The 23,095-nt window shown below is 72.4% G+C and carries 23 protein-coding genes and 1 pseudogene; 10 read left to right on the plus strand and 14 right to left on the minus strand.

The features are described 5' to 3' along the window. Positions 1-52 precede the first annotated feature (52 nt). The 4 genes from ACFY2Q_RS03230 to ACFY2Q_RS03245 form a co-directional block, all read right to left on the minus strand. Positions 53-1,390 carry an acetyl/propionyl/methylcrotonyl-CoA carboxylase subunit alpha gene (locus ACFY2Q_RS03230; protein ID WP_387127076.1) on the minus strand — a complete coding sequence of 446 codons (1,338 nt, stop codon included), beginning with the start codon at positions 1,388-1,390 and terminating at the stop codon, positions 53-55. 71 nt (positions 1,391-1,461) lie between these two features. Then, positions 1,462-2,031 (minus strand): TetR/AcrR family transcriptional regulator, encoded by a 570-nt coding sequence (locus tag ACFY2Q_RS03235; protein ID WP_387127577.1) that lies wholly within the window; start codon positions 2,029-2,031, stop codon positions 1,462-1,464. Positions 2,032-2,164: 133 nt separating this feature from the next. Next, the gene (locus tag ACFY2Q_RS03240; RefSeq protein ID WP_387127078.1) at positions 2,165-5,050 is read right to left on the minus strand and encodes a hypothetical protein; all 2,886 of its coding nucleotides are present in this window, start codon (positions 5,048-5,050) and stop codon (positions 2,165-2,167) included. A gap of 2 nt (positions 5,051-5,052) precedes the next feature. Continuing rightward, on the minus strand, positions 5,053-6,840 hold the full coding sequence (locus tag ACFY2Q_RS03245) for an HSP90 family protein (RefSeq protein WP_387127579.1): 1,788 nt from the start codon (positions 6,838-6,840) through the stop codon (positions 5,053-5,055). 121 nt (positions 6,841-6,961) lie between these two features. Here ACFY2Q_RS03245 and ACFY2Q_RS03250 point away from each other — a divergent pair, with 121 nt between their 5' ends. Next, on the plus strand, positions 6,962-8,227 hold the full coding sequence (locus ACFY2Q_RS03250) for an MFS transporter (protein WP_387127080.1): 1,266 nt from the start codon (positions 6,962-6,964) through the stop codon (positions 8,225-8,227). Here ACFY2Q_RS03250 and ACFY2Q_RS03255 read toward each other — a convergent pair. Further along, on the minus strand, positions 8,121-8,684 hold the full coding sequence (locus ACFY2Q_RS03255; RefSeq protein WP_387127082.1) for a VanZ family protein: 564 nt from the start codon (positions 8,682-8,684) through the stop codon (positions 8,121-8,123). The two genes, ACFY2Q_RS03250 and ACFY2Q_RS03255, sit on opposite strands and share 107 nt — an antisense overlap. A gap of 9 nt (positions 8,685-8,693) precedes the next feature. Then, positions 8,694-9,851, minus strand: a complete 1,158-nt coding sequence (locus ACFY2Q_RS03260) for an FAD-dependent oxidoreductase (RefSeq protein WP_387127084.1) — start codon at positions 9,849-9,851, stop codon at positions 8,694-8,696. Positions 9,852-9,960: 109 nt separating this feature from the next. On the opposite strand from ACFY2Q_RS03260, the gene ACFY2Q_RS03265 reads away from it, so the two are divergent. From ACFY2Q_RS03265 to ACFY2Q_RS03275, 3 genes are all read left to right on the plus strand, one after another. Next, entirely contained in the window at positions 9,961-10,542 is a 582-nt protein-coding gene (locus tag ACFY2Q_RS03265) for a TetR family transcriptional regulator (protein WP_387127086.1), read from the plus strand. A gap of 68 nt (positions 10,543-10,610) precedes the next feature. After that, entirely contained in the window at positions 10,611-11,162 is a 552-nt protein-coding gene (locus ACFY2Q_RS03270) for a SigE family RNA polymerase sigma factor (RefSeq protein WP_387127088.1), read from the plus strand. Next, positions 11,159-12,340: a hypothetical protein gene (locus ACFY2Q_RS03275; protein ID WP_387127090.1), complete on the plus strand. Its 1,182-nt coding sequence runs from the start codon at positions 11,159-11,161 to the stop codon at positions 12,338-12,340. Before ACFY2Q_RS03270 ends, ACFY2Q_RS03275 begins: the two co-directional genes overlap by 4 nt. Before the next feature lie 41 nt (positions 12,341-12,381). Here ACFY2Q_RS03275 and ACFY2Q_RS03280 read toward each other — a convergent pair whose 3' ends face one another. The 3 genes from ACFY2Q_RS03280 to ACFY2Q_RS03290 form a co-directional block, all read right to left on the minus strand. Further along, positions 12,382-13,284: a sulfurtransferase gene (locus tag ACFY2Q_RS03280; protein ID WP_387127092.1), complete on the minus strand. Its 903-nt coding sequence runs from the start codon at positions 13,282-13,284 to the stop codon at positions 12,382-12,384. Positions 13,285-13,356: 72 nt separating this feature from the next. Beyond that, positions 13,357-13,809 (minus strand): hypothetical protein, encoded by a 453-nt coding sequence (locus ACFY2Q_RS03285; RefSeq protein ID WP_387127094.1) that lies wholly within the window; start codon positions 13,807-13,809, stop codon positions 13,357-13,359. Beyond that, on the minus strand, positions 13,806-14,573 hold the full coding sequence (locus ACFY2Q_RS03290; RefSeq protein WP_387127096.1) for an SGNH/GDSL hydrolase family protein: 768 nt from the start codon (positions 14,571-14,573) through the stop codon (positions 13,806-13,808). The genes ACFY2Q_RS03285 and ACFY2Q_RS03290 overlap by 4 nt, the downstream gene beginning before the upstream one ends. Before the next feature lie 291 nt (positions 14,574-14,864). On the opposite strand from ACFY2Q_RS03290, the gene ACFY2Q_RS03295 reads away from it, so the two are divergent. The 6 genes and pseudogenes from ACFY2Q_RS03295 to ACFY2Q_RS03320 all read left to right on the plus strand — a co-directional run bounded on the left by ACFY2Q_RS03295 (position 14,865) and on the right by ACFY2Q_RS03320 (position 19,022). Continuing rightward, positions 14,865-16,004, plus strand: coding sequence for a transporter substrate-binding domain-containing protein (locus tag ACFY2Q_RS03295; protein ID WP_387127097.1), 1,140 nt, complete (start codon positions 14,865-14,867; stop codon positions 16,002-16,004). Next, positions 15,968-17,020 carry a hypothetical protein gene (locus ACFY2Q_RS03300; RefSeq protein WP_387127099.1) on the plus strand — a complete coding sequence of 351 codons (1,053 nt, stop codon included), beginning with the start codon at positions 15,968-15,970 and terminating at the stop codon, positions 17,018-17,020. The genes ACFY2Q_RS03295 and ACFY2Q_RS03300 overlap by 37 nt, the downstream gene beginning before the upstream one ends. Before the next feature lie 59 nt (positions 17,021-17,079). Further along, positions 17,080-17,391, plus strand: a pseudogene (locus ACFY2Q_RS03305) (His/Gly/Thr/Pro-type tRNA ligase C-terminal domain-containing protein); the annotation flags it as partial. A gap of 56 nt (positions 17,392-17,447) precedes the next feature. Further along, positions 17,448-17,873, plus strand: a complete 426-nt coding sequence (locus tag ACFY2Q_RS03310; protein ID WP_387127101.1) for a CBS domain-containing protein — start codon at positions 17,448-17,450, stop codon at positions 17,871-17,873. Between the two features lie 67 nt (positions 17,874-17,940). Further along, positions 17,941-18,366 (plus strand): SufE family protein, encoded by a 426-nt coding sequence (locus tag ACFY2Q_RS03315; protein WP_387127103.1) that lies wholly within the window; start codon positions 17,941-17,943, stop codon positions 18,364-18,366. 20 nt (positions 18,367-18,386) lie between these two features. Next, entirely contained in the window at positions 18,387-19,022 is a 636-nt protein-coding gene (locus ACFY2Q_RS03320; RefSeq protein WP_387127105.1) for a DsbA family protein, read from the plus strand. 48 nt (positions 19,023-19,070) lie between these two features. Here ACFY2Q_RS03320 and ACFY2Q_RS03325 read toward each other — a convergent pair whose 3' ends face one another. From ACFY2Q_RS03325 to ACFY2Q_RS03345, 5 genes are all read right to left on the minus strand, one after another. Next, positions 19,071-19,619: a YbaK/EbsC family protein gene (locus ACFY2Q_RS03325; protein WP_377673628.1), complete on the minus strand. Its 549-nt coding sequence runs from the start codon at positions 19,617-19,619 to the stop codon at positions 19,071-19,073. 94 nt (positions 19,620-19,713) lie between these two features. Continuing rightward, complete coding sequence (locus ACFY2Q_RS03330; protein WP_387127106.1) at positions 19,714-19,908, minus strand: hypothetical protein; 195 nt, start codon at positions 19,906-19,908, stop codon at positions 19,714-19,716. Between the two features lie 37 nt (positions 19,909-19,945). After that, positions 19,946-20,725: an SDR family oxidoreductase gene (locus ACFY2Q_RS03335; protein WP_387127108.1), complete on the minus strand. Its 780-nt coding sequence runs from the start codon at positions 20,723-20,725 to the stop codon at positions 19,946-19,948. 112 nt (positions 20,726-20,837) lie between these two features. Then, positions 20,838-21,491, minus strand: a complete 654-nt coding sequence (locus ACFY2Q_RS03340; RefSeq protein ID WP_387127111.1) for a GAP family protein — start codon at positions 21,489-21,491, stop codon at positions 20,838-20,840. A gap of 53 nt (positions 21,492-21,544) precedes the next feature. Next, positions 21,545-22,990 (minus strand): MFS transporter, encoded by a 1,446-nt coding sequence (locus ACFY2Q_RS03345; protein WP_387127113.1) that lies wholly within the window; start codon positions 22,988-22,990, stop codon positions 21,545-21,547. Between the last annotated feature and the right edge of the window lie 105 nt (positions 22,991-23,095).

Consider the following 23,095-nt stretch of genomic DNA (forward strand, 5'->3'; position numbering starts at 1 on the left):
CAGTGTCGCCGCGCCGCCGGGCGGCGCGACGACCGGCGACGGCGCGGCCAGCTCAGCGCATGCGGGAGACGATGGCCGTGTCGTAGGCGCCGGAGAGGAACTCGTCGTTCTCCAGCAACTCGGCGAAGAAGGGGATGTTGTTCTTCGGGCCGACGATCTGGAACTGGGCGACAGCGGCCCGCGCGCGATCGATCACCTCGTCGCGGGTGTCGCCGCTGATGATCAGCTTGGCGAGCAGGCTGTCGTAGAACGGGGTGACCGTGTTGCCCTCGGCGTAGCCGGAGTCCACCCGGACACCCTCGCCGACGGGCTCCACCCAGGTCGTGACCTTGCCGGGGCCGGGGAGGAACCGCTTCGGGTCCTCCGCGTTGATCCGCAACTCGATGGCGTGCCCGCGCGGGGCCAACGCGTCCGGGTCGAACGTCGGCGCCAGGCCGGCGGCCACCCGCAACTGCTCCTCGACCAGGTCGACGCCGTACACGTACTCGGTCACCGGGTGCTCCACCTGAAGCCGCGTGTTCATCTCCAGGAAGAAGAACTCGTTCGTCTCCGGATCGAGCAGACACTCCACGGTGCCCGCGTTGCGGTAGTTCACCGCCTCACCGGCCCGCACCGCCGCCGCCAGCAGGCGCGACCGCAGCTCGGGCGAGACCGCCGGGGACGGCGACTCCTCGACCAGCTTCTGGTTGCGCCGCTGCACCGAGCACTCCCGCTCGCCGAGCGCCACCACCCGGCCGTCGGCGAGGCCGAGGATCTGCACCTCGACGTGGCGTACCCGGGGGAAGTACCGCTCGATCAACACCGAGCCGTCGCCGAACATCCGCTCGGCGAACGCGCGCACCTTGTCGTACTCGGTGCGCAGCGCGGCCTCGTCGACTGCCACGCCCATGCCCATGCCACCGCCACCGGCGGCGGCCTTGACCATCACCGGATAGCCGATCTCGGCGGCGGCGGTGACCGCCGCGTCCAGGTCGGCGGCCGGGTCGGTGGTGCCGGGCGCGACCGGGACTCCGGCCGCCGCCATCAGGTTCCGAGCGTTGATCTTGTCGCCCATCGCGGTGATCGCCTCCGCGCCGGGCCCGACCCAGATCAGCCCGGCCGATTCGACGGTACGGGCGAACTCGGCGTTCTCCGACAGGAAGCCGTAGCCGGGGTGGATGGCCTGCGCACCTGTGGACTTCGCGGCGGCGAGGATCGCCTCGGTGTTGCGGTAGCTCTGCGCCGGGTTCGGCGGACCGATGAGCACCGCCTCGTCCGCCTCGGCGACGAACGGCAGGTCGGCGTCGGCCTCCGAGTACACCGCGATCGCTCGGATGCCGAGCCGCTTGGCGGTCCGGATGATCCGGCGGGCGATCTCGCCCCGATTGGCGACCAGCAGTGACTCGATCATGTTTCCTCCAGGTGTCCGGATGGTGGGACGGAGTCAGGAAACCATGACCTGTGTGCCGCTGACGAGTCGGCTCAGGCGAGCAGTGCGGCGAGAGCGGCACCCCGCAGCAACTCGGCGCGGCGCCGACGGTCCACCTCACCACCGAGGAACGGTGTCGAGTTCATCAGGCCGAACGCCGCGTGGGCGAGCACCCGCGCCTCGCCGTCGGGCATGCCCGGGTGCAGCGCGGTGAGCACTGTCACCCACTCCTCGACATAGAGCCGTTGCAGGCGGCGGATGCGCCGGCGCGGCTCCTCCGGCAGGCGATCCAACTCGTGCAGGTGCAGCGCGATCACGGCCGGATTGGCCAACGCGAACTCGACATGGAAGTCGATAAGCGACTCCAGGACGCCGCGCGGGTCGTCCGGGTGCCCGGCCGAGCGCTCCCGCCCACCGGCCAGCAGCCCCTCGCTGACCGGGATCAGCGCGGCGGCCAGCATGGCCTCCTTGCCGGCGAAGTGGTGGTAGAGCGCCGGACCGGTGACCCCGGCGGCCGCGCCAATGTCGTCCATCGACACACCGTGGTAGCCGCGGGCGGCGAACAGACCGACCGCGATCTCCAGGATCTCGTCCTTGCGGGACCGGCGTCGGCCCGCACCCACCGCACCCCGCGCCTGCTGCTCCACCTTCACCGGGCAAGCGTAGACCGCAATCCGCGCCGGATGGTTACCGGTCAGTTGCGCCCGCCCCGCCACCGGCCGCCCTCTGGCCTGGCAGAGGTCGGCCGGGTGAGGGTCAGTCGTCCGCGTCCAGATGGTGCTCCGCGCGCAGCGCGGCGGCCTCCGTCGGTCGGTCCAGCAGGTCCAGCGCTCGCGCCAGCAGCCAGGCCGTCTGACGGACCGGCCGCGAGTCGGCCGGGAGCCCACCGAGTACGCGGCGCAGCAGGGGCTCCGCCTCCGCCGGCCGGTCCAGGCGCAGCAGCAGCTCACCGACGAGGATCTCCATCTGGGCGGCCTCACCGAACGCCTCGATCGACCGCAGCCGGTCGGGCACCCCGGCGAGCCGCCGTAGCGCCTCGTCCGGCCGGTCCTCCCCGGTCAGCACCCGGGCTCCGGCCTCGGCCGCCATCGCCAGCTCGTACGTCGCCTCCGGCTCCACCATCTCGGCAAGCGTCGCCGCCAACTGGTCCACCTGCTCGACGGCGCGCAGCGCCGCCCCCCGGTCGTCGGACCAGAACCAGGCGTACGCCTCCCGCCGACGGGCCCGCAGCTCGTCCAGCCGCAGGTCGGCGAGCCGGTACGCGGTGGCGGCCGCAGCGAACCGCTCGGCGGCCACCGCGTCCCGGTCGACGTCGTAGAGGATCCCGCCGGCCTCCTCCAACACCTGCGCCCGCTGCGGGAGATTGTCCGGTCCATCCAGGTTTTCGGCCAACTGCTCCAGGAGCGCCACCGCCGGATCGATCTCACCGAGCCCGGCGTAGACACCTGCCAGCAGATGCCGGCAGCGGTCCGCCTCCGCCTGCGCACCCAACCGGTTCAGACCGAGCACGGCCTCCTCGGCGACCTCGGCCGCCTCGGCGAGCCGACCCACCATCCGGTACGCGATCGCCAACTCCCAGCGCAGGAACGCATCCCCCTCGGCGCCCCGCTCCACGCAGAGCGTCACCGCCTCGACGAAGTCGTCCACCGCTTCGGCCGCCCGGTTGGCGGAGAGCAGAGCCCGGGCGCGAGCGACACGCACCGGCAACTCCGCGTCCGCGGGCGCCGACCGCAGCGCCTCGTCGCAGGCCTCCACGGCGTCGGCCGGATCGTCGACCATCCGCGCGTACGACAGGCAGGCCGCCGTTACCAACTCACCGATGCCCAGCTCACCGGCGAGCCGACGGGCCTCACCGACGGCGACGCGAGCCTCGTCGACCCGGTCCGACTGCTCCAGCACATGCGCCCGGTGCAGCGCGATCCGGGCCGCCAGGTGCTGGTCGCCACCCGCGTCGGCAGGTGCCCGATCGAGCGCCGCGAGGGCCTCCGCCCAGCGCTCCCTGTGCAGCAGCGCCAACGCCACCCGGTCGTGCCCGGCCGTCCGCTGCCGGGCGTCGCCGAGCCGATCGAGCGCCTCGGCGGCCTCCCGGGCCAGCGTCAGCCCCTCCTCGGCGGTCTCGTCGGACCGGGTCAACAGCACGCCGAGCCGCCCGGCGACCACCTGGATCGAAACCTCGTCGGCCGTCTCCCGGTACAGCTCCAGGGCGGCACGGTTCAACTCGACAGCGCCCTCGATGTCGTCCTCGTCGCCCCGCTCGGCCGCGCGCAACGCCAACCGGTGCGCGGCCGTCCGCGCGGGCAGGTCGTCAGCGCCGAACCTGTCGTCGAAGGCGACGAGCGCCGCCCGGAACGTGGCCCGGTCGTGCCGCCCCCAGCTCACCTCCGCGAGATCGAGCAGGTCGTCCGGGCCGGCGTCGGCGGGCAGGGTCACGGTCGGCGGCTCGCCGGCGCGGACACCCCGATCGCCGGGCGACCCACCCTGACCGGATGCCGGCTCGGCCCCGGCCTGTCGCTCCGGGTCTACCGAGCGGGCCGGCCGGCGGCGGACACTCGCGGAGAGCGGCAGATGCTCGCCGCTCGACCGCACGGCGAGCCGACGGGCGATCCACTCCGACTGGCTTGTGGTGCCGTTGCGAGTGTCGAACTGAGCGGCCAGCCCGGTCGCGGTCTCGGCCAACTCATCGGCAAGCGCCGACGCCGGCACCTCGGCTGCCGGCCGACCCTCGGCGGCGCGGCGGTACAGGGTCGCCGCTCCGGCCTGACGCAGCGCGGCGGCGGCGGTCGCCGCGAAGTGCATGGCGGCGGCGGGCGACGGCGGCCGGTCCAGCCAGTCCAGGTGCCGCTCGACAAGCTCGACCGCCCGCCCCTCGTTGCCTGTCAGCGTGCAGAACTCGATGTGGTCGCCGATGTCCCACAGGTCGGCGAGGTTGCCGCGCAGCCGGCGGTACGCCTCCCGATGCGCGTCCCGCGCCGCCTCGCCCTGACCGGTCCGCAGGTATGGCAGAAGCAGCGCGGTGAGGATCGCCTGCGGCTGCTCGGTGCAGGTGAGCCGGCCGGCGAGCACCGGCTCGGCAAGCGCCACCGCCTCGGCGTCCCGCCCGATGTCGGCGAGGTAGCCGACCTGACTCGTCGGGTCACAGCCCGCGCAGTCGGAGAGCTGGTCGCGGGGGGTGGTCTGCCAGAGCCGGTACCAGTGCGCGGCGGCCTCGGCGTCACCCACGTGGTCGGCCACCCGGTACCGGTGCTTGTGGACGGTCTGCAGGCTGTGCCCGCCGGCCCGATAGCGCCGTTCCATGTCGTCAAGCACCGCGTACGTGCGGTCCAACGGCACCTCGGGGAACTTCAGCAGGCCGGACACCATGTACTTGAAGTGCCACAGCAACTGGTGCAGGTGGCCCTGGTGGTAGGGCTGCGGGTCCCTGTCGAACTCGGACAGGCACCAGGAGAAGGTCACGAACGACTTCGCCGGCTCACCGCCGTAGACGTACGCGGTGGTGGCCTGCATCCGGGTGACGAACGCGAGGTGCCTGTCGTCGGCCACGTCGACCCGGCGCAGCAACTGCTCAAGCGCGGCGATCTGCCCCGCCCCGTACGGCATGTCGGCGATGCCGCGCAGCACCCGCCACAGATCCTCGTCGCTCATGCTCACTCCCGTCCCGGCACAGCCCGGCCGAGCAGGCCGAGGAAGGAATCGTTCAACAACGCGGCGTCGGCGGCGCGGATCGGATGGTGGCCGAGCAGCAGCGCCTGCCCGTACAGCGCCTCGACGGCGAGCCCGACCAGCTCCGGATCGCTAAGCATGGCCACCCGGCGCACAAGCGGGTTGCGGTGGTTGAGCACCAGTTGCGGGCGGTCCGGTGGGGCCGTGGCGGCGAGCGCGTCGAGCACCCCGCCCCACAGCTCGTCGGCTCGGTCCCGGCTGGCCGCGAGCTGGTCGTTGAACGCCGCCGACCGGCTGACCAGGTAGAGCGCGGGCAGCGAAACCGGGTCGTACGCCCGCACGACCACCTCGCAGCCGGACCGCTCGACGGCCCGTTGGGCGGCGGTGAGGAACGGCCGCAGCGCCAACTCCACAGGCGGGTCGAGTGCTTCGAAGCGTGTCGTGAGGTCGCTCGGCTCCAGCCGCTCGATGAGCACCGAGCGGTCCACCACCGGCAGCCGCTCGATCAACTCGGTGTCGTACGTGTAGCCGGCGTTGACGACCGCCAGGTCCTGCGCGGCGGCCACCGCGGCGAGCTGACGGAACTCGTCGAGGCTTGCCGCGTAGCGGACCACCCCGTAGCGCTCCCGGAACTCGGCGAGGGTGAGCGTGCCGACGTTTGTGTCCATCGGCCACCACCTGTCGACAAGCCGGAGCATCTCGTCGTCGTGCAACGCCAGCGCCTTCACCCCCAGGTGGTGCACCTGGAGGAACTCGGCGAGCCGGCGCGGATCGTGCCGGGCCAGCCGGACCAGCCAACCCCGGATCTGGTCGCCGAGCGCCTCCCGGGTCGCCGTCAGCAGGGTGTCCTCGTAGAGGGCCTCTCGGCTGGCGGTGGGGCGCAGCTCGGTCGCGTCCACCACGCAGTGCGCGAAGAACGCCCAGTCCGGCAGGAGTCCGTCGGCGTTCTCGGTGAGCAGCATCCGCTTGAGATAGACGCGGTGCCCGGCCCGAGCCGCCGGGTTCACCGGGGTGGGCAGGATGACCGCGACACCTGTCAGCCCGGCCTCCGGAACGGCAAGTGGCAGCACGTCGAACGGGTCCACACCGAGCGTCTCCCGGGCGTACCGGATCAACGCCGCGCGGTCCAGAGGCGCGCCCGGCGCTGTCGACCAGGGCGGCTCGCCGGTGGTGGTGACCACGTCGCCGACCCGGACGGTGACCGGCAGCAGCGACCCGAAGAGTCGTGCCAGGTCGGTGACTGTCGGAGTGGTGAACCACGTGTCGGCGTCGCGGCGGGGCACGAGCGTGACGGTGGTGCCGGGCTCGGCCCGAGCGGCCTCCGGCGGTGCCACGCGCACCGCGTAGCGGCCGTCTGCGTAGCCGGTCCAGCGCACCGTGGGGTTGTCGCCGTGCCGGGTGAGCACCTGGATCTCGTCGGCCACGAGAAAGCAGGAGAGCAGGCCGATGCCGAACTGGCCGAGGAACTCGTGCCGGGAGAAGCCCAACTCGTCGCGCTTGGAGCTGCGGCCGATTGTGGCCAGCAGCTCGTGCACCTGCGCCTCGGTCAGGCCGATGCCGGTGTCGTGTATCCGCAGGGTGCCGTCGCCGGTGCTGTCCGGCGGCTCGATGCGTACCAGAGCTGGTGCGTCCGGGTCGTCGGCGCGTCGGGCGGTGATCGCGTCGACCGCGTTCTGCAGCAGCTCGCGGACGTAGACCCGTGGGCTGCCATAGAGGTGATGACTGAGCAGGTCGACCACGCCACGTAGGTCGACCTGGAAGGTGTGGTCCACGCCTGGTTTCTCCCCGGTCCCGATGCCGGCGCTCACCGTACCGACGATCACCGACGGGCGCGGCCCCCCTTTCGGTCGGTGGCTTGACCCTCGACCGGGTCGAGCCGGCACGGTCGCCGGCATGACCTCCTCCGCTCTGGGCCGGGACTTCCGGCTCCTGTGGTCCGCCACTGTCTCGTCCCGGTTCGGCGACGCGCTGCGTACCCCGGCTCTGGCGCTGTTGGCCGCGACGATGACCCGTGACCCCCGGGTCATCGCGGCGGTCACGGTGGCCGGGCTGTTGCCGCCGCTGCTGTTCGGCCTGCTCGGCGGCGTGTACGCGGACCGCTGGGACCGGCGACGGACGATGGCCCTTGTCGACGGGGTACGCGCCGTGGTGGTGGCGGCGTTGGCCGTGGCTGTCGCCCTCGACCGGTCGCCGGTCGTGGCGATCCTGGTCGCGGCGTTCCTCCTCGCCTCGCTCGGCACCCTCTTCGACTCGGCCTCGTTCGCGCTGCTGCCCGCTGTGGTGCTGCCGGGGGCGCTGCCCCGGGCGAACGGGCGGCTCCAGGCCGGTAGCGCGGTGGCCGGCGGCTTTCTCGGCGCTCCGGCCGCCGGCGTCCTGTTCGTCCTCGCCCCCGCACTCCCGTTCGCCATCGACGCGGTCAGCTTCGCCGTGGCCGCCCTGCTCGTGCTGGCACTCAGCCCATCTCCCGCCGTTGCCACCGGGACGGCTCCGCGGCGTGGCTCGGTGTGGAGCGAGATCGTCGAGGGGGTCCGATGGCTGCGGGGCCACCAGACACTGTGGCGGATCACAGTGCTCACGGCCGCGAGCAACCTGGCGATCGCCGGCCTCATGGCGGTGCTTGTGCTCTACGCGCTGGACGTGCTGCGGGTGCCGCCGGCCGGGTACGGGGTGTTCGCGGCGTGCGCCATCGTCGGTGGCGTCGCAGGGGCGCTCGGGTCGGGTCGGCTCGCCGCCGCGCTCGGCACGGTGGCCGCGCTGCGCGCCGTGCTCGCCGCGCAGACGGTCGCGCTTGTCGGGTTCGCGCTTGCCCGGCATCCGGTGCCGGGTGGGATCGCGCTTGCCGTCTTCGCCGCTGGGACCGTGGTGTGGAACAGCCTGTGGGCGTCGTACGGGCAGCGGCAGGTGCCGAGCGGGCTGCTCGGTCGGGTGGGTGCCGCCCAGCGGATGGTCGGTGTGCTCACCGCTCCGGTCGGCGCGGGGTTGGCCGGGCTGGTCGGCGCCGCGTACGGGACGGTGCCGGTGGCGGGCGCGGCGGCCGGCACGTTCGCACTTGTCACACTGGCGGCGTGGTGGGCACTGCGACCGGCAGCGCCGACGCCGACGGCCGCGCCCACAAGCGGCGGGACAGCAGCCCGGCCAGCGCCGCACCCGTCGCGTTGAGCAGCACGTCGTCTACTGAGGACACCCGACCGAGGTGCAGCACGTACTGGAGGGACTCGATCAGCAGGGACCCGGCGGCGCCGAGCAGGAAGAGCCGGCCGACGCCGGCGAGCGCGGCGAAGCGTACCGGGGCGAAGAAGCCCAGCGCGGCGAAGACCAGCAGGTTGCCGACCACCTGCACCACGGCGGTCGCCGGTGGGGCGGTGAGCAGGTCGGCCAGGTCGCGCAGCGGCACCAGATGGACGTCACGCGGCGCGGGACGCGGGGCGAGGGTCATCCACACCCAGGGCAGGGTGCCCGCGACGGCACCTACCTCGGCGACGCCGCGTCGCCGTGCCGCGCCAGCCGGCACCTCGCGCCGCACACGGACGAGCCTGACGATGACCAGAGCCAGCAGCCCAAGGCCGGCCAGCACGGCGAACAGCACGGCGGCCCAGTCCCACCAGACCTGATCCATCGGCGCAGCCTAGCCCGGGGTCAGTTCCCGGTGGGACAGCCCGGACAGGCGCAGCGCGACCTTCCGGCGGGCCGGCGGCACCAGACCGATCAGCCGGAGCAGCACGTCGCGGGCCGGCCGGCGCACCGGGGAGGCGGTGGCCAGCCGGGTCAGGTTGGCGGCGAGGCTCAGCACGTCCTCGGCCATCGGGCGCTGCTGGGTGTCGTAATCGTCGAGCAGGGTCTCCGGGCCACCGGCGAGCACGTCGGCAAGCGCGGTGCCGGCGGCGACCGCGTCGCAGATGCCGAGGTTCATGCCCTGCCCACCGGCGGGGCTGTGGACGTGCCCGGCGTCGCCGGCCAGCAGCACCGGCCCGGCGCGGTAGGTGTCGGCGATCCGGTGGTGCACCCGGAAGCGGGAGCCCCAGAGCACGTCGGTCACCCGGTCGGGCCGCCGCGCCGGGCCACGTTCGTCGAGCAGCGCCTGGAGGTACTCCCGACCCGGGTCGGCGGGTGCCGTCGGCACGGCGGCGACCAGCCGGACCACCCCGTCCGGAAGTGGTGCCCAGACCAGCGGTCCGGAGCGCGCCAGGAAGAGCGCCACCTCGTCGCACGGCAGCGAACTGTCCACCCGCACGTCGGCGAGCACGAAGGACTCCTGGTCGGTGGGGCCGGTGAAGCCGATGCCTGCCGCCTGCCGCACGGTGCTGTGCAGGCCGTCGGCACCGACCACGTACCTGGCGCGCACCGCCTGGCCGTCGACCTGCGCGAGCACCCCGCCGCCGGTCGGGCTCAGGCCGGTCAGCCGAGCCGGCCGTCGTACCCGCACGCCGAGGTCGGCCAACTGGCCCGCGAGCACCGCCTCGGTGACCGCCTGGGAGACAAGCAGCGCGTAGGGATAGCGGGACGGCAGGTCGTGGAACGGAACTCTCAGCAGCACGCGGTCCCGGTCGCGCACGGTGAAGCCCGGCGACCGCACACCCTGGGCGACAAGCGGCGCCGCGGCGCCGACCAGGTCCAGCACCTCAAGGGTGTACGCGTGCACGACTGCCGCTCGGGAGGTGATCGGTGGCTCGGCCCGTTGGTCCAGCACTGTCACGTCGACCCCGCGTCGGGCCAGTGTCAGCGCGGTGGCGAGGCCGGTGGGGCCGGCTCCCACCACCAGAACGTCGGTATTCCTGGGCAGCATGGCCACCTCCGGTTCGACCAATGCCAACACTCGTTGGCAAACGCTTGTTGGCCAACGTTAGGGCGGGTCCTCGTTGAGTGTCAACAGGCGTTGGCATACGGTCGTTGACATGACAGCGCGCGCCCACCAGACCCAGCCCCGTCGCTCGGACGCCACCCGCGCGGCGATCCTGCGAGCCGCCCGGGAACGGTTCGCCGCCGACGGCTACGAGCGGGCCACGATCCGGGCCATCGCCGCCGACGCCCAGATCGACCCGTCGATGGTCATGCGCTACTACGGCAGCAAGGAGGGGCTCTTCGCGGCGGCAGCCGAATTCGACCTCCGGCTGCCCGACCTCGCCGCCGTGCCGCCCGGGCAACGAGGCGAGGCGCTGGTCCGGCACTTCCTCACCCGATGGGAGGGCGACGAGACGCTTGTGGCGCTGCTGCGTGCCGCAAGCACCAACCCGGGCGCGGCCGAACGCATGCGCGACATCTTCGCCGACCAACTCACCGCGGCCGTGGCCCGCTTCGGCACCGACCCCGCGACGACCGCCCGACGCGCCGGTCTGGTCGCCAGCCAGATCCTCGGCCTCGCCTTCACCCGCTACGTCGTTCGGCTGCCGCCCATGGTGGACGTGACACCCGATGAGCTGGTCTCCTGGATCGCACCGACACTCCAGCGCTACCTGAGCGGGCAGCCCGAGAACTGACCCAACCTTTTACCCCTCGCCATGCGTCTGCCAGATGACGCGTACCGCGACGGCCGGAAGGGGGGCGGATGGCACCCACGGCGAACGACGGCCGCGACGGCTACCTCGCCTTCGTGGAGAGCCACCAACACCGGCTGCTCCGCGCGGCATACCTGATCTGTGGCAACCGGCACCAGGCCGAGGACCTCCTCCAGGACGCCCTGCTCAAGCTGGCGCTGCGCTGGGCCTCCGTGCGCGACGGCGACCCCGCCGCCTACGTACGGGCCATCCTCTACCGCGACGCGGTGTCGTGGTGGCGTCGTCGACGCCGGGAATGGCTCAGCGCCGCGCCACCGGAACAGGTGACCCGGGATCGCGACGGCGCGCTGCGCCTGGCGCTGCACGACGCGCTGGGACAACTGCCGCCCCGGCAGCGGGCCGTCCTGGTCCTTCGCTACTACGAGGACCTGACCGAGGTCGCCACCGCCGAGGCGCTCGGCGTGACAGTCGGCACCGTCAAGAGCCAGAGCCACGCGGCGCTGCGCCGGCTCCGCGAGGTCGCACCGGACCTCGCTCCGGGCACCCGGTCGGGGCGAGCGCTCTCCGGCGACCTGGCCACCGGCCTGGAGGTGAACCCGTGAACGAACATGACCTGCGACACCTACTGACCGCAAGCGTCGAGGACATCCTGCCGAGCCAGCCCGCGGCGGCCGGCTGGGAACGGGCTCGCCGCACCCGGCGCACCCGGCGGGCTGTCGGCGCGGTCGCCCTGGCAGTCGTGCTGCTCGGCGGCGGCACGGTGGCCGCCCTGCGCCCGCCCGACGGGCCAGCACCGGGGCACCCGGTGGCACCGACCGTCGAGCCCACCCACGCCGGTCCCGTGCAGCACCCACCGGCGGAGTTGACCTTCCCACCCGATCCGCTGGCCCGGCTCAAGGGCCCGGCGACCGTGCGACTGTCCGAACGACCGGTCCAGCGGGCGCTGGCGCTGTACCAACCGGTGGACGAGGAGTACCGCGCGGACGGCCCGGTGCGGGTCCTCGGCGACGACGGCGTCGTCCGCAGCCTCGACGTGGTGACGCTCGCACCCACCCGGGACGCGAGCGGCAACGAGGCGCCCGCCCTGAAGCCGGGCATGCTGTCGCCGGACGGCCGGTGGGCCGCCTTCGCACAGACAAACGAACTGATCATGGTCGACCTGACCAAGGCGGGCGTACGCCGGATCCCGCTCGACGGTTACCTGGAGCTTGTGATCTGGGCGAACGACCGGGTGTTGGTCGGCGGCGACAACCGGACGTACGCGGTGCAGCGCGACACCGAAGCGGCGAGCACCATCGACGTGTCGGCGTGGGACGTCGTCGCACCCGACCCGGAGGCCGGACGCGAGGCCGCGCTGATCGAGACGAGCGGCCAACGGGACGGCCTGATGCTGCGCAGCCGGAACGCCCGCGAGGGCGCCCTCCGCTCCGAAGAACGCGTCACCGGCGAACTGCTGCCGGCGCCGTACCAGGTGAACGAGTTCTACGGCCGGGGCTGGTTGCACGGCGGACGGCTGGCCCAGGCGGCGTGGATCACCAGCGACAAGATCGACGGCGCCGAGGGGGTTGCCGTGCTGGACGCCCGCACGGGCGCGGTGGCCCACCTGCTCGACCTCGGTCGGGACCGGGCGAAGGGCTGCTGCCCGGTGCTGGGCTGGGACAACAAGGGCGCCGTGCTGCTCCGCCTGGAACCGGCAGCCGTGGCGCGCTGGCACCCCGAGACCGGCGAGGTCACAGGCGTGGTCGGCAACCTGACCGGCGTGCTGGCGCTGGCCGGTTGAGCACCCTCGGACGCTCAACCGGCCGGTGCCCGCGGGGACCGTCAGGCGGCGATGCCGCCGGGCTGGTCGCCCTTCGCGACAGGTGCCCGGACCAGGTTGCCCCACTCCGTCCACGAGCCGTCGTAGTTGCGCACCTGCGGATAGCCCAGCAGGTGCCGCAGCACAAACCAGGTGTGGCTGGACCGCTCGCCGATCCGGCAGTACGCGATCACGTCGTCGTCCGGGCTGAGGCCCAACTGGTCGGCGTAGATCGCCTTCAGCTCGTCGGCGGACTTGAACGTGCCGTCCTCGTTGGCAGCGGTCTTCCAGGGCTTGTTCACCGCACCCGGGATGTGCCCGCCGCGCAGCGCGCCCTCCTGCGGGTAGTCCGGCATGTGCAGCATCTCGCCCGTGTACTCACCAGGGGACCGGACGTCGACGAGCGGCCGTCCGACGGCGATGTGCGCCATCACCTGCTCGCGGAACGCCCGCAGCGGCGCGTCGTCGCGCAGCGGCACCGGGTAGTCGGCGCGCGGCCGGTTCGGCTTGTCACGGGTCAGCTCGCGTCCCTCGGCGACCCATTTCTGCCGGCCGCCGTCGAGCAGTCGCACGTCGACGTGGCCGAAGAGCGAGAACACCCAGAGGGCGTACGCCGCCCACCAGTTGAAGTTGTCGCCGTAGAAGACGACTGTGTCGCCCCGGCCGATGCCCTTGGCGGCGCACATCTCGGCGAAGCGCGTGGCATCGAGGTAGTCCCGGGTCACCTGGTCGTTGAGATCGAGGTGCCAGTCGACCTTGACGGCGCCGGGGATGTGACCGGATTCGTAGAGCAGCACGTCCTCGTCGGACTCGACCACGACGAGGCCCTCGTCGCCCAGGTGCTCGGCCAGCCATTCGGTGGTGACCAGCCGCTGCGGGTCCGCGTACGACTGGAGGCGGGGATCAGGATCGTTCGGCACAGACATGATCCCCAAGGTACGCCGCGATACCGTCCGACAGCGGGCCATCGGGTGCGACGCGGCGCACGTGAGGTGGGCTCAGGCGCGACGATGGGCGATCCGGCCAGCGGCCACTGTCACCAGGCAGGTGCCGTCGGCGTCGTGCACCGCCAGGTCGGCCCGACCGCCGGCAAGCAGGTGCGGCGGCACGGAGGCGGGCAGCACCAGCAGGTCACCCCTGTCGACGGCGGCCCGCAGCGCCGGGTCGGTCAGGCGCTCGGCCAGCACCGCCGTCACCCCACGCCGCAGCAGCGCGTGCACCCGCTCGCGCGGGGTGGGCGCCGCCGGCAGCGGGCCGTCGTGCACCAGGCCCGGCCCCAGCGTGCCGGGCCAGCGGCGAACCCGCACCTGCGCGTACGCCTCGATCAGCTCGGCAAGCGGGCCGACGGCCTCGATGCGGTCGCCACCGACAAGCACCGCTTGGCCCGGCACCGACTCACCGCCGGGTGTGCGCCGCAGCAGTGGCGCGGTGTGCAGGGTGCGCACGCTCACTCGACGATCGGCCCGAGCAGCGGGCGCTTCGCGGTCACCGTGTCGCCGGACGACCGACCGGTAAGCCGTCGCCGCACCCAGGGGGCGAGGTGCTGACCGGCCCACCGCAGGTCGGCGGCGCGTGCGGCCAGCCACGGCGACGGGGCCGGGTGCGGCGGGACCATCAGCCACTCCTCGTCGCAACCGACCCCGAGCGCGTTCAACACCTGCCCGGCGACCCGCCGGTGCCCGGCCGGGGAAAGGTGCAGCCGGTCGGTGCTCCAGAGCATCGGGTTGAGGAAAGTGTCGTCGGCGTACAGGTCGACCATGATCGCGCCGTGCCGCTCGGCTGTCTCGCCGACCGCCTGGTTGAGCAACTGCACCCGGGGAGCGACGAGGCGCTGGCCGGGCAGTCGGGCCATCACGTCAGCGAACCGGAAGAGCAGCACGTCCGCCCCGCCCGAGCGCAGTTGCCGGACCACCTCGTCGAAGCGGGCCACGAGCGTGTCCGGGTCGAAGCTGCGGCGCAGCACGTCGTTGCCGCCGGCCGCGAAGCTGATCAGGTCGGGTTTCATCGCCACCGCCGCCGGCACCTGCTCGGCGACCACTCCGGGGAAGAGCCGGCCACGGATGGCCAGGTTCGCGTACCGGAAGTCGGGGCCCGCCTCGGCGGCGAGCCGGGTCGCCACCAGGTCCGCCCAACCCCGATAGGTGCCGTCCGGGTACGCGTCGTCCATGCCCTCGGTGAAACTGTCCCCGACCGCGACAAAACTGCGCCAGCGCACCCGCGCCTCCCTCACGCCACCCGTTGCCTGCGGCGACCAGTCTGTCACCGCGGACACGGTCGGGACCGCCCCGATTGGCCGACGTGGTGGAGGTCATGGCCCGGCCGGGTGACACCTCCGCCGCACTGGACCACATCCGGCCGGCGGCACCGTACACCTGTTGGCGCCCACCCACGAGGAGATGGCGGGAGCGCCGGGCGGTCGGATATCCGGCACGGCGAGGGTCGCGTGGCTCGACTCCGGGCCCCACAATGGAGGGCCGGTCACCGGGCCGCGCAAGGGGAGGCCTAGTTGAGTCAGGCAAGCGAGCCGAGCCCCGACGGGCCGGCCCCGGCGACGACCACCTCGCCGCGCACCACACGGACCCGCCAGATCCGGCTCGTGGGGCTCATTGTCGCGCTTGCCGTCCTGGTGGCGGCCCTGGTCCCGATCGTGCTCGCCGCTGGCCCTCCGACCCGCGACGAACTGCTCGAACAGGCCGGCATGAAGGGTAAACAGCAACTCGTCATCGGGGTGAAGGACGACCAGCCCGGCATCGCCCAGCGTTTCGGCAACAACGTCTGGAAGGGCTTCGACGTCGACATTGCCTACATGATCGCCAGCTTCCTCGGCTTCGATCATTCCCAGGTGCGGTTCCTGCCGATCGAGAGCGAGGACCGGGCCCGTCGACAGGCCCGCGACAACGACGGCTTCGTCACCGTCGACCTGGTCATCGCGTCCTACAGCATCAACGACAAGCGCGAGGAGGAGGGAGCTGTCTTCTCCTCCTCGTACCTGCACACCGAGCAGTCGGTCGTGACGTTGAAGAGCTTCAAGGGGCAGGTCAGCAGCCTGGAGGACCTGAGCGGGCGGACGGTGTGCTCGCTCACCACCTCGACGTCCATCCAGCGTCTCGGCGAGGCCGGCGCCAAGCCGACCGGCCGCAACCGGATCAGCGAGTGCATCCAGATGCTGTACGACGGCACGGTGGAGGCGGTAACCACCGACGCGGCGATCCTCGCCGGCTTCGTCACCGGCGACCAGCCCGACGACAGCGGTCAACGCTTCCCGGTCACGCTCCGCAACGTCAAGCCGTTGCAGCACTGGGACATCGGCTCGTCGCCCCAGGAGAGATGGGGTGTCAACACCGGCCCCAACAAGGCGCTGCGCGACCTGGTCGACCTCGCGCTCTACGTCTCGGCACACGACGAGGAGGACTCGACCTGGGAGGACGCGTACAACACCAACCTCCGCTGGCAGCAGGGATACAACCTTCCGCAGCCGGTCGCGGAACAGCAGCAACCCGAGGCGAGGAAGGTGGAGGTGCGACAGTGGCCGTGGGAGAGGATCGCGCTGCCCACCCCGGCGCGCCCGGGAGCGCCAGCGACCCCGCCGACACTGGCCAACCGCGCCGGATGGCGGGGGCGCGGCAGGCGCAGCAGTGGCTGCTGACCCTCCTTCCCGCGTTCCCCGTCCTGCTCCTGGTGCTGAGGCTGTGGCAGCTCAGCCGACAGGACATGTCCACGATGCTGCTGCTTGTGCAGTACGTCAGCCCGCTCGGCCTGCTCAGCGCCCTGTTGATCGCCCTGGTGTGGGCGTTTCCCGTGGTCGTGCTCGCGTTCGGCGTGCTCGGCCGGCTGCTGCGGCTCAGCGCCCCTGACCGCTTCGACCCGGAACGGTCGCTGCTGGCCTCCCTGACGGCGCGTACACCCGGGTGGGTGCTCACCGCCGCCGTCGCGCTAGGGGCGCTCACCTGGCAGCTCCGCTTCCTGCCGGCGCTGCTGATGCTCGGCCTGTGGCTGCTCGCGCTGCGCAACCGCTACCTGCACCCGCACGAGCCGACACGCATCCTGCTGATCAGTGTGGCGCTCCCGCTGGCGGCGGCGGTCCTGGCGTACAGCGTGCTGGGCCCGGCGATCTGGACGGCGTTGCAGGAGGGCGAGTGGGCCACGGCCGCGCTGCTGGCGGTGCCACCCGCCGCCACCGTGCTTGTCACCGGCCCGATCCCCGGCTGGATCGCCCCGGCGCTCACCCACGGGCTGGCGTTCACGGTCGCCGCCGTGCTTCCGCTGGTGATGGGTGCGGTATTCCTCCGGGTGCCGCTGCTGCCCACCGCCGCTATCGAGGTGGCGCCGAAGGATGCGGACGCGGTCGAGGTCGCCCCGGACGGCCGGGACGTCGCGCCCGCCGCGCCGCCGGCCGGCGAGGCCGGCACGGAGGTGGTGCTCGGGGCGCTCATCACTGTCACCGACACGTCGACGATCGTGCTGGACCAGACCGCCGGGGTGCGGTTCCTGCGGAACGGTCAGGTCCGGTCGCAGGTCCTCTGCCCGCAGGCGGCGGATGTGCCCTACAGCCTCGTGTCGGTGCGCGGCTGGCCCGTGGAGGAAACCGCCCTGAACTGGATGATGCCCCGGCGTCCGCTCACCGATCCGGACATGCGCTGCGCCGGCCGGCTTCCCGGGTGAGCTGAGCGCGGCCAGCGCACCGACCAGTTGAGTCGCCCGGCGCGTCAGCACGGCCCTAGCCGTGCGACGTACACCTTGTGGTTGCGGGCAAGGGGCCGCAGCTCGACGCGGCGCTGGAGCTCGGCGGGCGTCTCGCCGCCGCCGGCCTGCGGGTGCTCGTCGACGACCGGCCGAACGTCTCGGCCGGGGTGAAGTTCACCGACGCCGAGCTGATCGGCATCCCGCGCAGCGTCGTGGTCGGCCGTCGCCTGACCGACGGATACGTGGAGTTGCGTGCGCGGGTCGGCGACGAGCGCGTCGAGCTACCGCTGGACGGTCTGGTGGAGCGCATCGTCCACGAAGTACACAGCGAACGTGGGAACCTGGTGTAGCCGCAACGTGACGGGGTACCGCAGTTCGATCGGGTGAAACGTCTTCGGAGGAGCTCATGACCGATTACCGGGTCAGTGACGTGATGACCAAGCAGGTGGTCTATCTGCCAACCGAGACCACCCTGGACGAGGCCGCCAAGGTGATGAAGGAGGCGGACATCGGCGATGTGGTGGTCACCGACGGTGCCACCCTCGCCGGCATGCTCACCGACCGGGACATCGTGGTCCGGGCGGTGGCCGAGAACCGCTCACCGGCGACCACCACCATCGGCTCGATCGTCACCCGCGAGGTGGTCATGATCGAGCAGCACTGCACGGCGGGTGAGGCGGCGACGCTCATGCGGGACCGGGGCATCCGGCGGGTGCTGGTCTGCGACAGCGACCGCAAGCTCGTGGGGATCGTGTCGCTCGGCGACCTGGCCATGCAGCTCGATCCGACGAGCGCCCTCAGCGAGATCAGCGAGCAAACACCCACGGTGTGAGGAAGGGCCCCTTCCTAACGCCTCGGGTATAGGAAGGGGCCCCTCCCAACGGCGGTAGCCTCGACGCATGGCTGACATGCCGGCCCGACTGGCCGAGATCGTCGACGAGTTCGCTGCCGCGCCGCGCGACCTGGTGCTGGAGATGCTGCTGGAGTACGCGGACGTCGTCCCACCACTGCCGGACGACACCGTACGCGAGGGTATGGAGCAGGTGCCGGAGTGCCAGACGGCGTTCTTCCTGCGCGCCCAGGTGACGCCGGACGGCGTCGTCGAGACCCTCTTCGACTGCCCGCCGGAAGCGCCCACCACCCGGGCGTTCGCCGGGATCCTTGCCGAAGGGCTGGCCGGCGCGAGCGCCGAGGAGGTGCTCGCCGTGCCGGACGACCTCTACCAGCGGATGGGCCTGGCGCAGGCGATCAGCCCGCTGCGCGTACGCGGTGGCACGGCGATCCTGGGCCGACTCAAGCGGCAGGTGCGGGAACAACTGGGCTGATCGAGCGGTTGCCACCGATCATGGAGATCGAGATCTACGCCGACGTCGTCTGCCCGTGGTGCTACATCGGCAAGCGCCGGCTGGATGAGGCCCTCGCCCAGTACGACGGCGAGGTGACGGTGCGCTACCGGCCGTTCCAGCTCGACCCGTCGCCGGTGCCCGAGCCCCGCCCGACGGTGGAGGCGCTGGCCGCCAAGTTCGGCGGGGCGGAGCGGGCGCGGCAGATGTTCGACCACGTGACCCAGATCGCGGCCGGCGACGGGCTGCGACTGGACTTCGACCGCTCGCTGATCGCCAACACCTTCGACGCGCACCGGCTGGTTTCCTACGCCACCGACCACGGGCTGGCCGCCGAGATGGTCGAGGCGCTCTACCAGGCGCACTTCCAACAGGGCGTCGATGTCGGCTCCCGGGAGGCGCTGGCCGCGATCGCCGGTGGGATCGGTCTGGACGCCGCCGACGCGCGCCGGTTCCTCGACTCCGACGAACGCGTCGCCGACGTCCGCGCGGAACTCGCCGCCGCCCGGGACCTGGGCATCAGCAGCGTGCCGACCTTCGTCCTCGCCGGCAAGTACGCGGTCTCCGGCGCGCAGGAGACACAGACGCTGCTTGCCGCGCTCGCCGAGGTCGAGCAGCGGGAGTCCGCGACAAACTGAGCCTGCACGCGATGTTTCACGTGCAACAGTATCGACAGTGGTCGTTGCTCAGGCGGGCTTGGCCAGGCTCTCGACGACCTGGGCACCGGGCAGCGCGCCAAGCGCCGGCCCGGGCAGCGCGATCTTGCTGTGCCGTACGCCGGACCCGATGATCACGTGCGGCGTGGCGATCACCCGTGCGTCGACGAGGATCGGCCACTGGGCCGGCAGCCCGATCGGCGTGATGCCGCCGTACTCCATGCCTGTCAACTCGACCGCGTCGTCCATCGGGGCGAAGCTCGCCTTGCGCACGTCCAACGCCCGTCGGGCCACCCCGTTGACGTCGGCCCGGGTGGTGGCCAGGATGACGCAGGCCGCGTAGCGGACCACGCCCTCGCGCTTGCCGGCCACCACGACGCAGTTGGCCGACACCTCAAGCCCCACCTCGTACGCGGCGCAGAAGGCCGCGGTGTCGGCAAGGTCGGCGTCGATAGGCGCGACAAGCACGTCGTCGACGTCCACGGGCGCTTCGGCGGGCCACTGGGCGATGGCTTCGGCCACCGGCGCGGCGAGCAGGTCCAGGCGGGCACGGGCCGGTTCGGTCTTCAGCGTTCCCATCACGGGTGCGATCCTCGCACCCCGCTCGGCGGACGGCCCACCGACCTCCGAGCCGTCCCGCGACGCCACCTGGTCGGGCTGCACCGAACTCAGCTCAACTGCCGGACAGGAAGGCGTTCTCGCGCAGGAAGGTGCGGTCGCGCGAGGCGGCCAGCTCCTCGGCGCGGCGGGCCTTGGCCCGGTTCAACTCCAGATCCTCCAACGCGTGCCGGACACCGACCCGGATCACGCCGTAGAGGAAGACGAAACCAGCGACGTAGAGGAGCACAGTGATGACGACAGCGAACATGACGTCACCGTAAGGCGAACGTGAACAGCAGTACGTCTCATCTCCGCCCGGTTCCCCCGTACGTGTCGGCGAGGTGATCGGCCCAGGTCCGCACGCCGCGCGGTAGGGCGTCGGTGAGCAGACCACCGGCGCGCAACTCACGACCGAGCCGGCCGGGAATCCGTACCGGCAGCAGCGGTCGGCGTACGCCCCGGGCCTTACGCCAGGCACGGGCCGCCTCGTCGAAGCGGAGCACCTGCGGACCGCCGTACTCCTCGATGCCGCCCAGCGGGCCGGCGACCAGTCGAGCCGCGAGCCGGGCTGCCACCTCGCCGGGGTCGACGGGTTGGGCGAGCACCGCACGGTCACCGATCATCGGGCCCAGCCGCGAGCTGGACGCCAACAGGTCGTCCAGGAACTGGGGGAACTGGGTGGCCCGCAGCACCGACCACGGCACCGGTCCGGCCGCGATCACCTGCTCGGCGGCGAGCTTGTGCCGGTAATACGGGATCGGCACTCGATCGACGCCGACGATCGAGACGAAGACGAGGTGCCGGACGCCGGCCGTGGCGGCTGCCACCACCAGTCGACGGGTGCCCAGCACGTCCACCTGGTGGGTCTTCCCCCGGGGCGAGGACGCGAGGTGCAGCACCGCGTCCACCCCCGCCACCGCCTCGGGCAGCCCGTCCCCGGTGGCCAGGTCGACCACCACCCACTGGACGTCGGAGGCGGTACGCGACCGCCGGCTGGTGGCCCGGACGTCCACCCCGTCGTCGCGCAGCCGAGCCAGCACCGCCTGACCCAGATGACCGCCCGCTCCGGTGACCAGAACCCTCATCGTCGTCCTCCATCCGCGGCGAGCACCGGCCGGCCCGCCTGGCAGATGACGACGCTCGGCGACAACATGTGACCTGCTGTGTGCCGGCTCACCCGCGGCTCACCCACGCGGCTCATTTCGAGCGCACCAGGTCCAGCACTGTGAGTAGCGCGAAGAACGCGATAACCAGCTCGTTGACCACCCAGGCGTGCCCCTCGGCCCACCGTCGCATGGCCATCAGCACCCGGGTCGCCCGATTGCCGAGCAGCAGCAACGCCAGCAGGGGCAACGCCAGCAGGAACACGGTGACCAGCACGAACGGCAGCAGGTGCCACCAGGGCAGGTCGTGCCGGGCCACGCTCGCGCCGACGGCGGCCATGGTCAGATCGTCGGTGGGCGCCACCACGACGAGCGCCGCGCCCGTTCGCAGCGCCCACCGCGGATCGCCGCGTCCGACGCTGCCCAGCCACCCGGGCGGCCCGGCCCGGTGCCGGCGCACCCAGACCACCACGGCCAGCACCACCAGCAGGACGAGCACCACCACGTCGATGGCCCGGCCCCTGTCGACCCGGCCCGCGACAGCGCTGGCATCGGCGGTCAGCCCGCCCACCCAGCGGGTCAGCAGCCAACTCCCCGTCACCCCGGCGGCCACCACAAGCCCCACACCGGCGAGGAATCCCAGCGACGCGGCCCGGGGCCGGTCCGACGAGGCGAGGAAGACAGCCACGATCAGCTTCGTCCCGGCCGCCATCACCACAGCCAGTGGCAGGACGGTCAGGAAGCTCATCGCCCGCCATCCTCCCGGCCCGACCGGGTGTCACACCGTCGAACCGGCGCGGATCACCCGCCCGGCCGCGTACGTCCGCCCACCACCACCCGGCCGGCCAGCAGCGCACCGACCAACGCCAGGCCGGCGGCCACCACAAGGGTCACCGTGTAGCTGCCCCGGCCCGGCGCGCTGCCGGCGGCCAGCACGGCACCGGTGAGCGCCAGCACTGTCGCTGCGAAGAGCGAGTCGCCCAGTTGCAGCGACGAACTGTTGCGACCCTGCTCGCCGGGTGCGGACAACTCCAGGGTGAGCACCGACAGGGAGGGATAGAGCAGGCCCATGCCCACACCGGCCGCTGCCCAGCCCAGCACCACCACGGCCACCGGCACCTGGGGCTGGACCGCGAGCGCCACAGTGGCGATGCCGACCGTGATGAAGATCAGCCCGGCGCGGGGCACGCTCGCCCGAGAGGCGGGCACCGGCACCCGGCCCTGCACCCACGAACCCACCGACCAGGCCAGCGCCCCCACGGTGAGCACTAGCCCGGCGGCCGTCGGCGAGAAATCGCGCTCGCGGGAGAGCAGCAGCGGGATGACCACCTCGGCGCCGACGAAGGCCGCCGAGGCCAGGCCACGCAGGCCGATCACTGTGGGCAGCCCTCGGGCGGCCCGCAGGAACCCCGCCGGCAGCAGACGGGGAGCGCTGACCAGCAGGCCCGCCACGGCGAGAGTGACCAACACCAGAGCGGTGACGCCACGCTGCTGTCCCCCGATGTGCAACAGTGCGGCGCTCCCCCCCGCCCCGCACGCCCAGGCGATCCGGGCCAGCGCCCCGGCCGGCACCCGACTCGCGGCCGTACTCCCGAACGACCGCAGGCCGGGGTGGATCAACAACACCGCTGGAACGGCCACCGCCGGCACCGCCAGAAACACCCAGCGCCAGCCCACATGCTCGACGATCAGGCCGGCCACCGCCGGGCCGACAAGCGACGGCACGACCCACGCGGCGGCGAACGCCGCGAAGATCCGCCGATGCAACACCTCCGGGTACGCCCGAGCGACGATCACGTACAGCGCCACCGAGAGCAGGCCCGAACCAAAGCCCTGCACCACCCGGCCGACGACCAGCAGGCCCATCACCGGTGCCGTTCCGGCCACCACCAACCCGACGACGAACCAGGCCACGCCGTGCCACATCGGGGCCCGAGGTCCCCGCGCGTCACACCAGATGCCGGACACCACCATGCCGATCACGCTGGCGGCGAAGGCACCGCCGAACGCGATCCCGTACAGCGCGAGACCATCCAGGCTGCGCGCCACCGTCGGCATCGCCGTACCGACTGCGAGCGCCTCGAACGCGACGAGCGAGATCAGTGCGACGCTGCCCACGGTCATGGCTCGCAGCCGGGGTGCCCACAGTCCCGACTCCGGCGCAACAGCGGTGGCGGTCATCGACGGCCCGCCGTCGGGTCGTCGGTCGTCGGTCGGGTCGGGGGCGTTCTGTTCGGCATGGGCCAAGCCTGCGACCTCAACCCGTATTCAGGTCAACCGGGGGTGACCCGGCTCTCGCCCGACGTCCCGCTGCGGAAACTTCCCCTCCTCGCAGGGCATAACGGACGCCAC

The organism is Micromonospora sp. NPDC000316 (assembly GCF_042898885.1).
GTDB lineage: Bacteria > Actinomycetota > Actinomycetes > Mycobacteriales > Micromonosporaceae > Micromonospora.

What these genes read in the sequence shown, in the direction of transcription:
- ACFY2Q_RS03230 (WP_387127076.1), bottom strand. Translation starts at nt 1,390, where the DNA reads ATGATCGAGTCACTGCTGGTCGCCAATCGGGGCGAGATCGCCCGCCGG.
- ACFY2Q_RS03240 (WP_387127078.1), bottom strand. Translation starts at nt 5,050, where the DNA reads ATGAGCGACGAGGATCTGTGGCGGGTGCTGCGCGGCATCGCCGACATG.
- ACFY2Q_RS03250 (WP_387127080.1), top strand. Translation starts at nt 6,962, where the DNA reads ATGACCTCCTCCGCTCTGGGCCGGGACTTCCGGCTCCTGTGGTCCGCC.
- ACFY2Q_RS03255 (WP_387127082.1), bottom strand. Translation starts at nt 8,684, where the DNA reads ATGGATCAGGTCTGGTGGGACTGGGCCGCCGTGCTGTTCGCCGTGCTG.
- ACFY2Q_RS03260 (WP_387127084.1), bottom strand. Translation starts at nt 9,851, where the DNA reads ATGCTGCCCAGGAATACCGACGTTCTGGTGGTGGGAGCCGGCCCCACC.
- ACFY2Q_RS03265 (WP_387127086.1), top strand. Translation starts at nt 9,961, where the DNA reads ATGACAGCGCGCGCCCACCAGACCCAGCCCCGTCGCTCGGACGCCACC.
- ACFY2Q_RS03270 (WP_387127088.1), top strand. Translation starts at nt 10,611, where the DNA reads ATGGCACCCACGGCGAACGACGGCCGCGACGGCTACCTCGCCTTCGTG.
- ACFY2Q_RS03280 (WP_387127092.1), bottom strand. Translation starts at nt 13,284, where the DNA reads ATGTCTGTGCCGAACGATCCTGATCCCCGCCTCCAGTCGTACGCGGAC.
- ACFY2Q_RS03300 (WP_387127099.1), top strand. Translation starts at nt 15,968, where the DNA reads ATGGCGGGGGCGCGGCAGGCGCAGCAGTGGCTGCTGACCCTCCTTCCC.
- ACFY2Q_RS03310 (WP_387127101.1), top strand. Translation starts at nt 17,448, where the DNA reads ATGACCGATTACCGGGTCAGTGACGTGATGACCAAGCAGGTGGTCTAT.
- ACFY2Q_RS03315 (WP_387127103.1), top strand. Translation starts at nt 17,941, where the DNA reads ATGGCTGACATGCCGGCCCGACTGGCCGAGATCGTCGACGAGTTCGCT.
- ACFY2Q_RS03320 (WP_387127105.1), top strand. Translation starts at nt 18,387, where the DNA reads ATGGAGATCGAGATCTACGCCGACGTCGTCTGCCCGTGGTGCTACATC.
- ACFY2Q_RS03325 (WP_377673628.1), bottom strand. Translation starts at nt 19,619, where the DNA reads ATGGGAACGCTGAAGACCGAACCGGCCCGTGCCCGCCTGGACCTGCTC.
- ACFY2Q_RS03330 (WP_387127106.1), bottom strand. Translation starts at nt 19,908, where the DNA reads ATGTTCGCTGTCGTCATCACTGTGCTCCTCTACGTCGCTGGTTTCGTC.
- ACFY2Q_RS03335 (WP_387127108.1), bottom strand. Translation starts at nt 20,725, where the DNA reads ATGAGGGTTCTGGTCACCGGAGCGGGCGGTCATCTGGGTCAGGCGGTG.
- ACFY2Q_RS03340 (WP_387127111.1), bottom strand. Translation starts at nt 21,491, where the DNA reads ATGAGCTTCCTGACCGTCCTGCCACTGGCTGTGGTGATGGCGGCCGGG.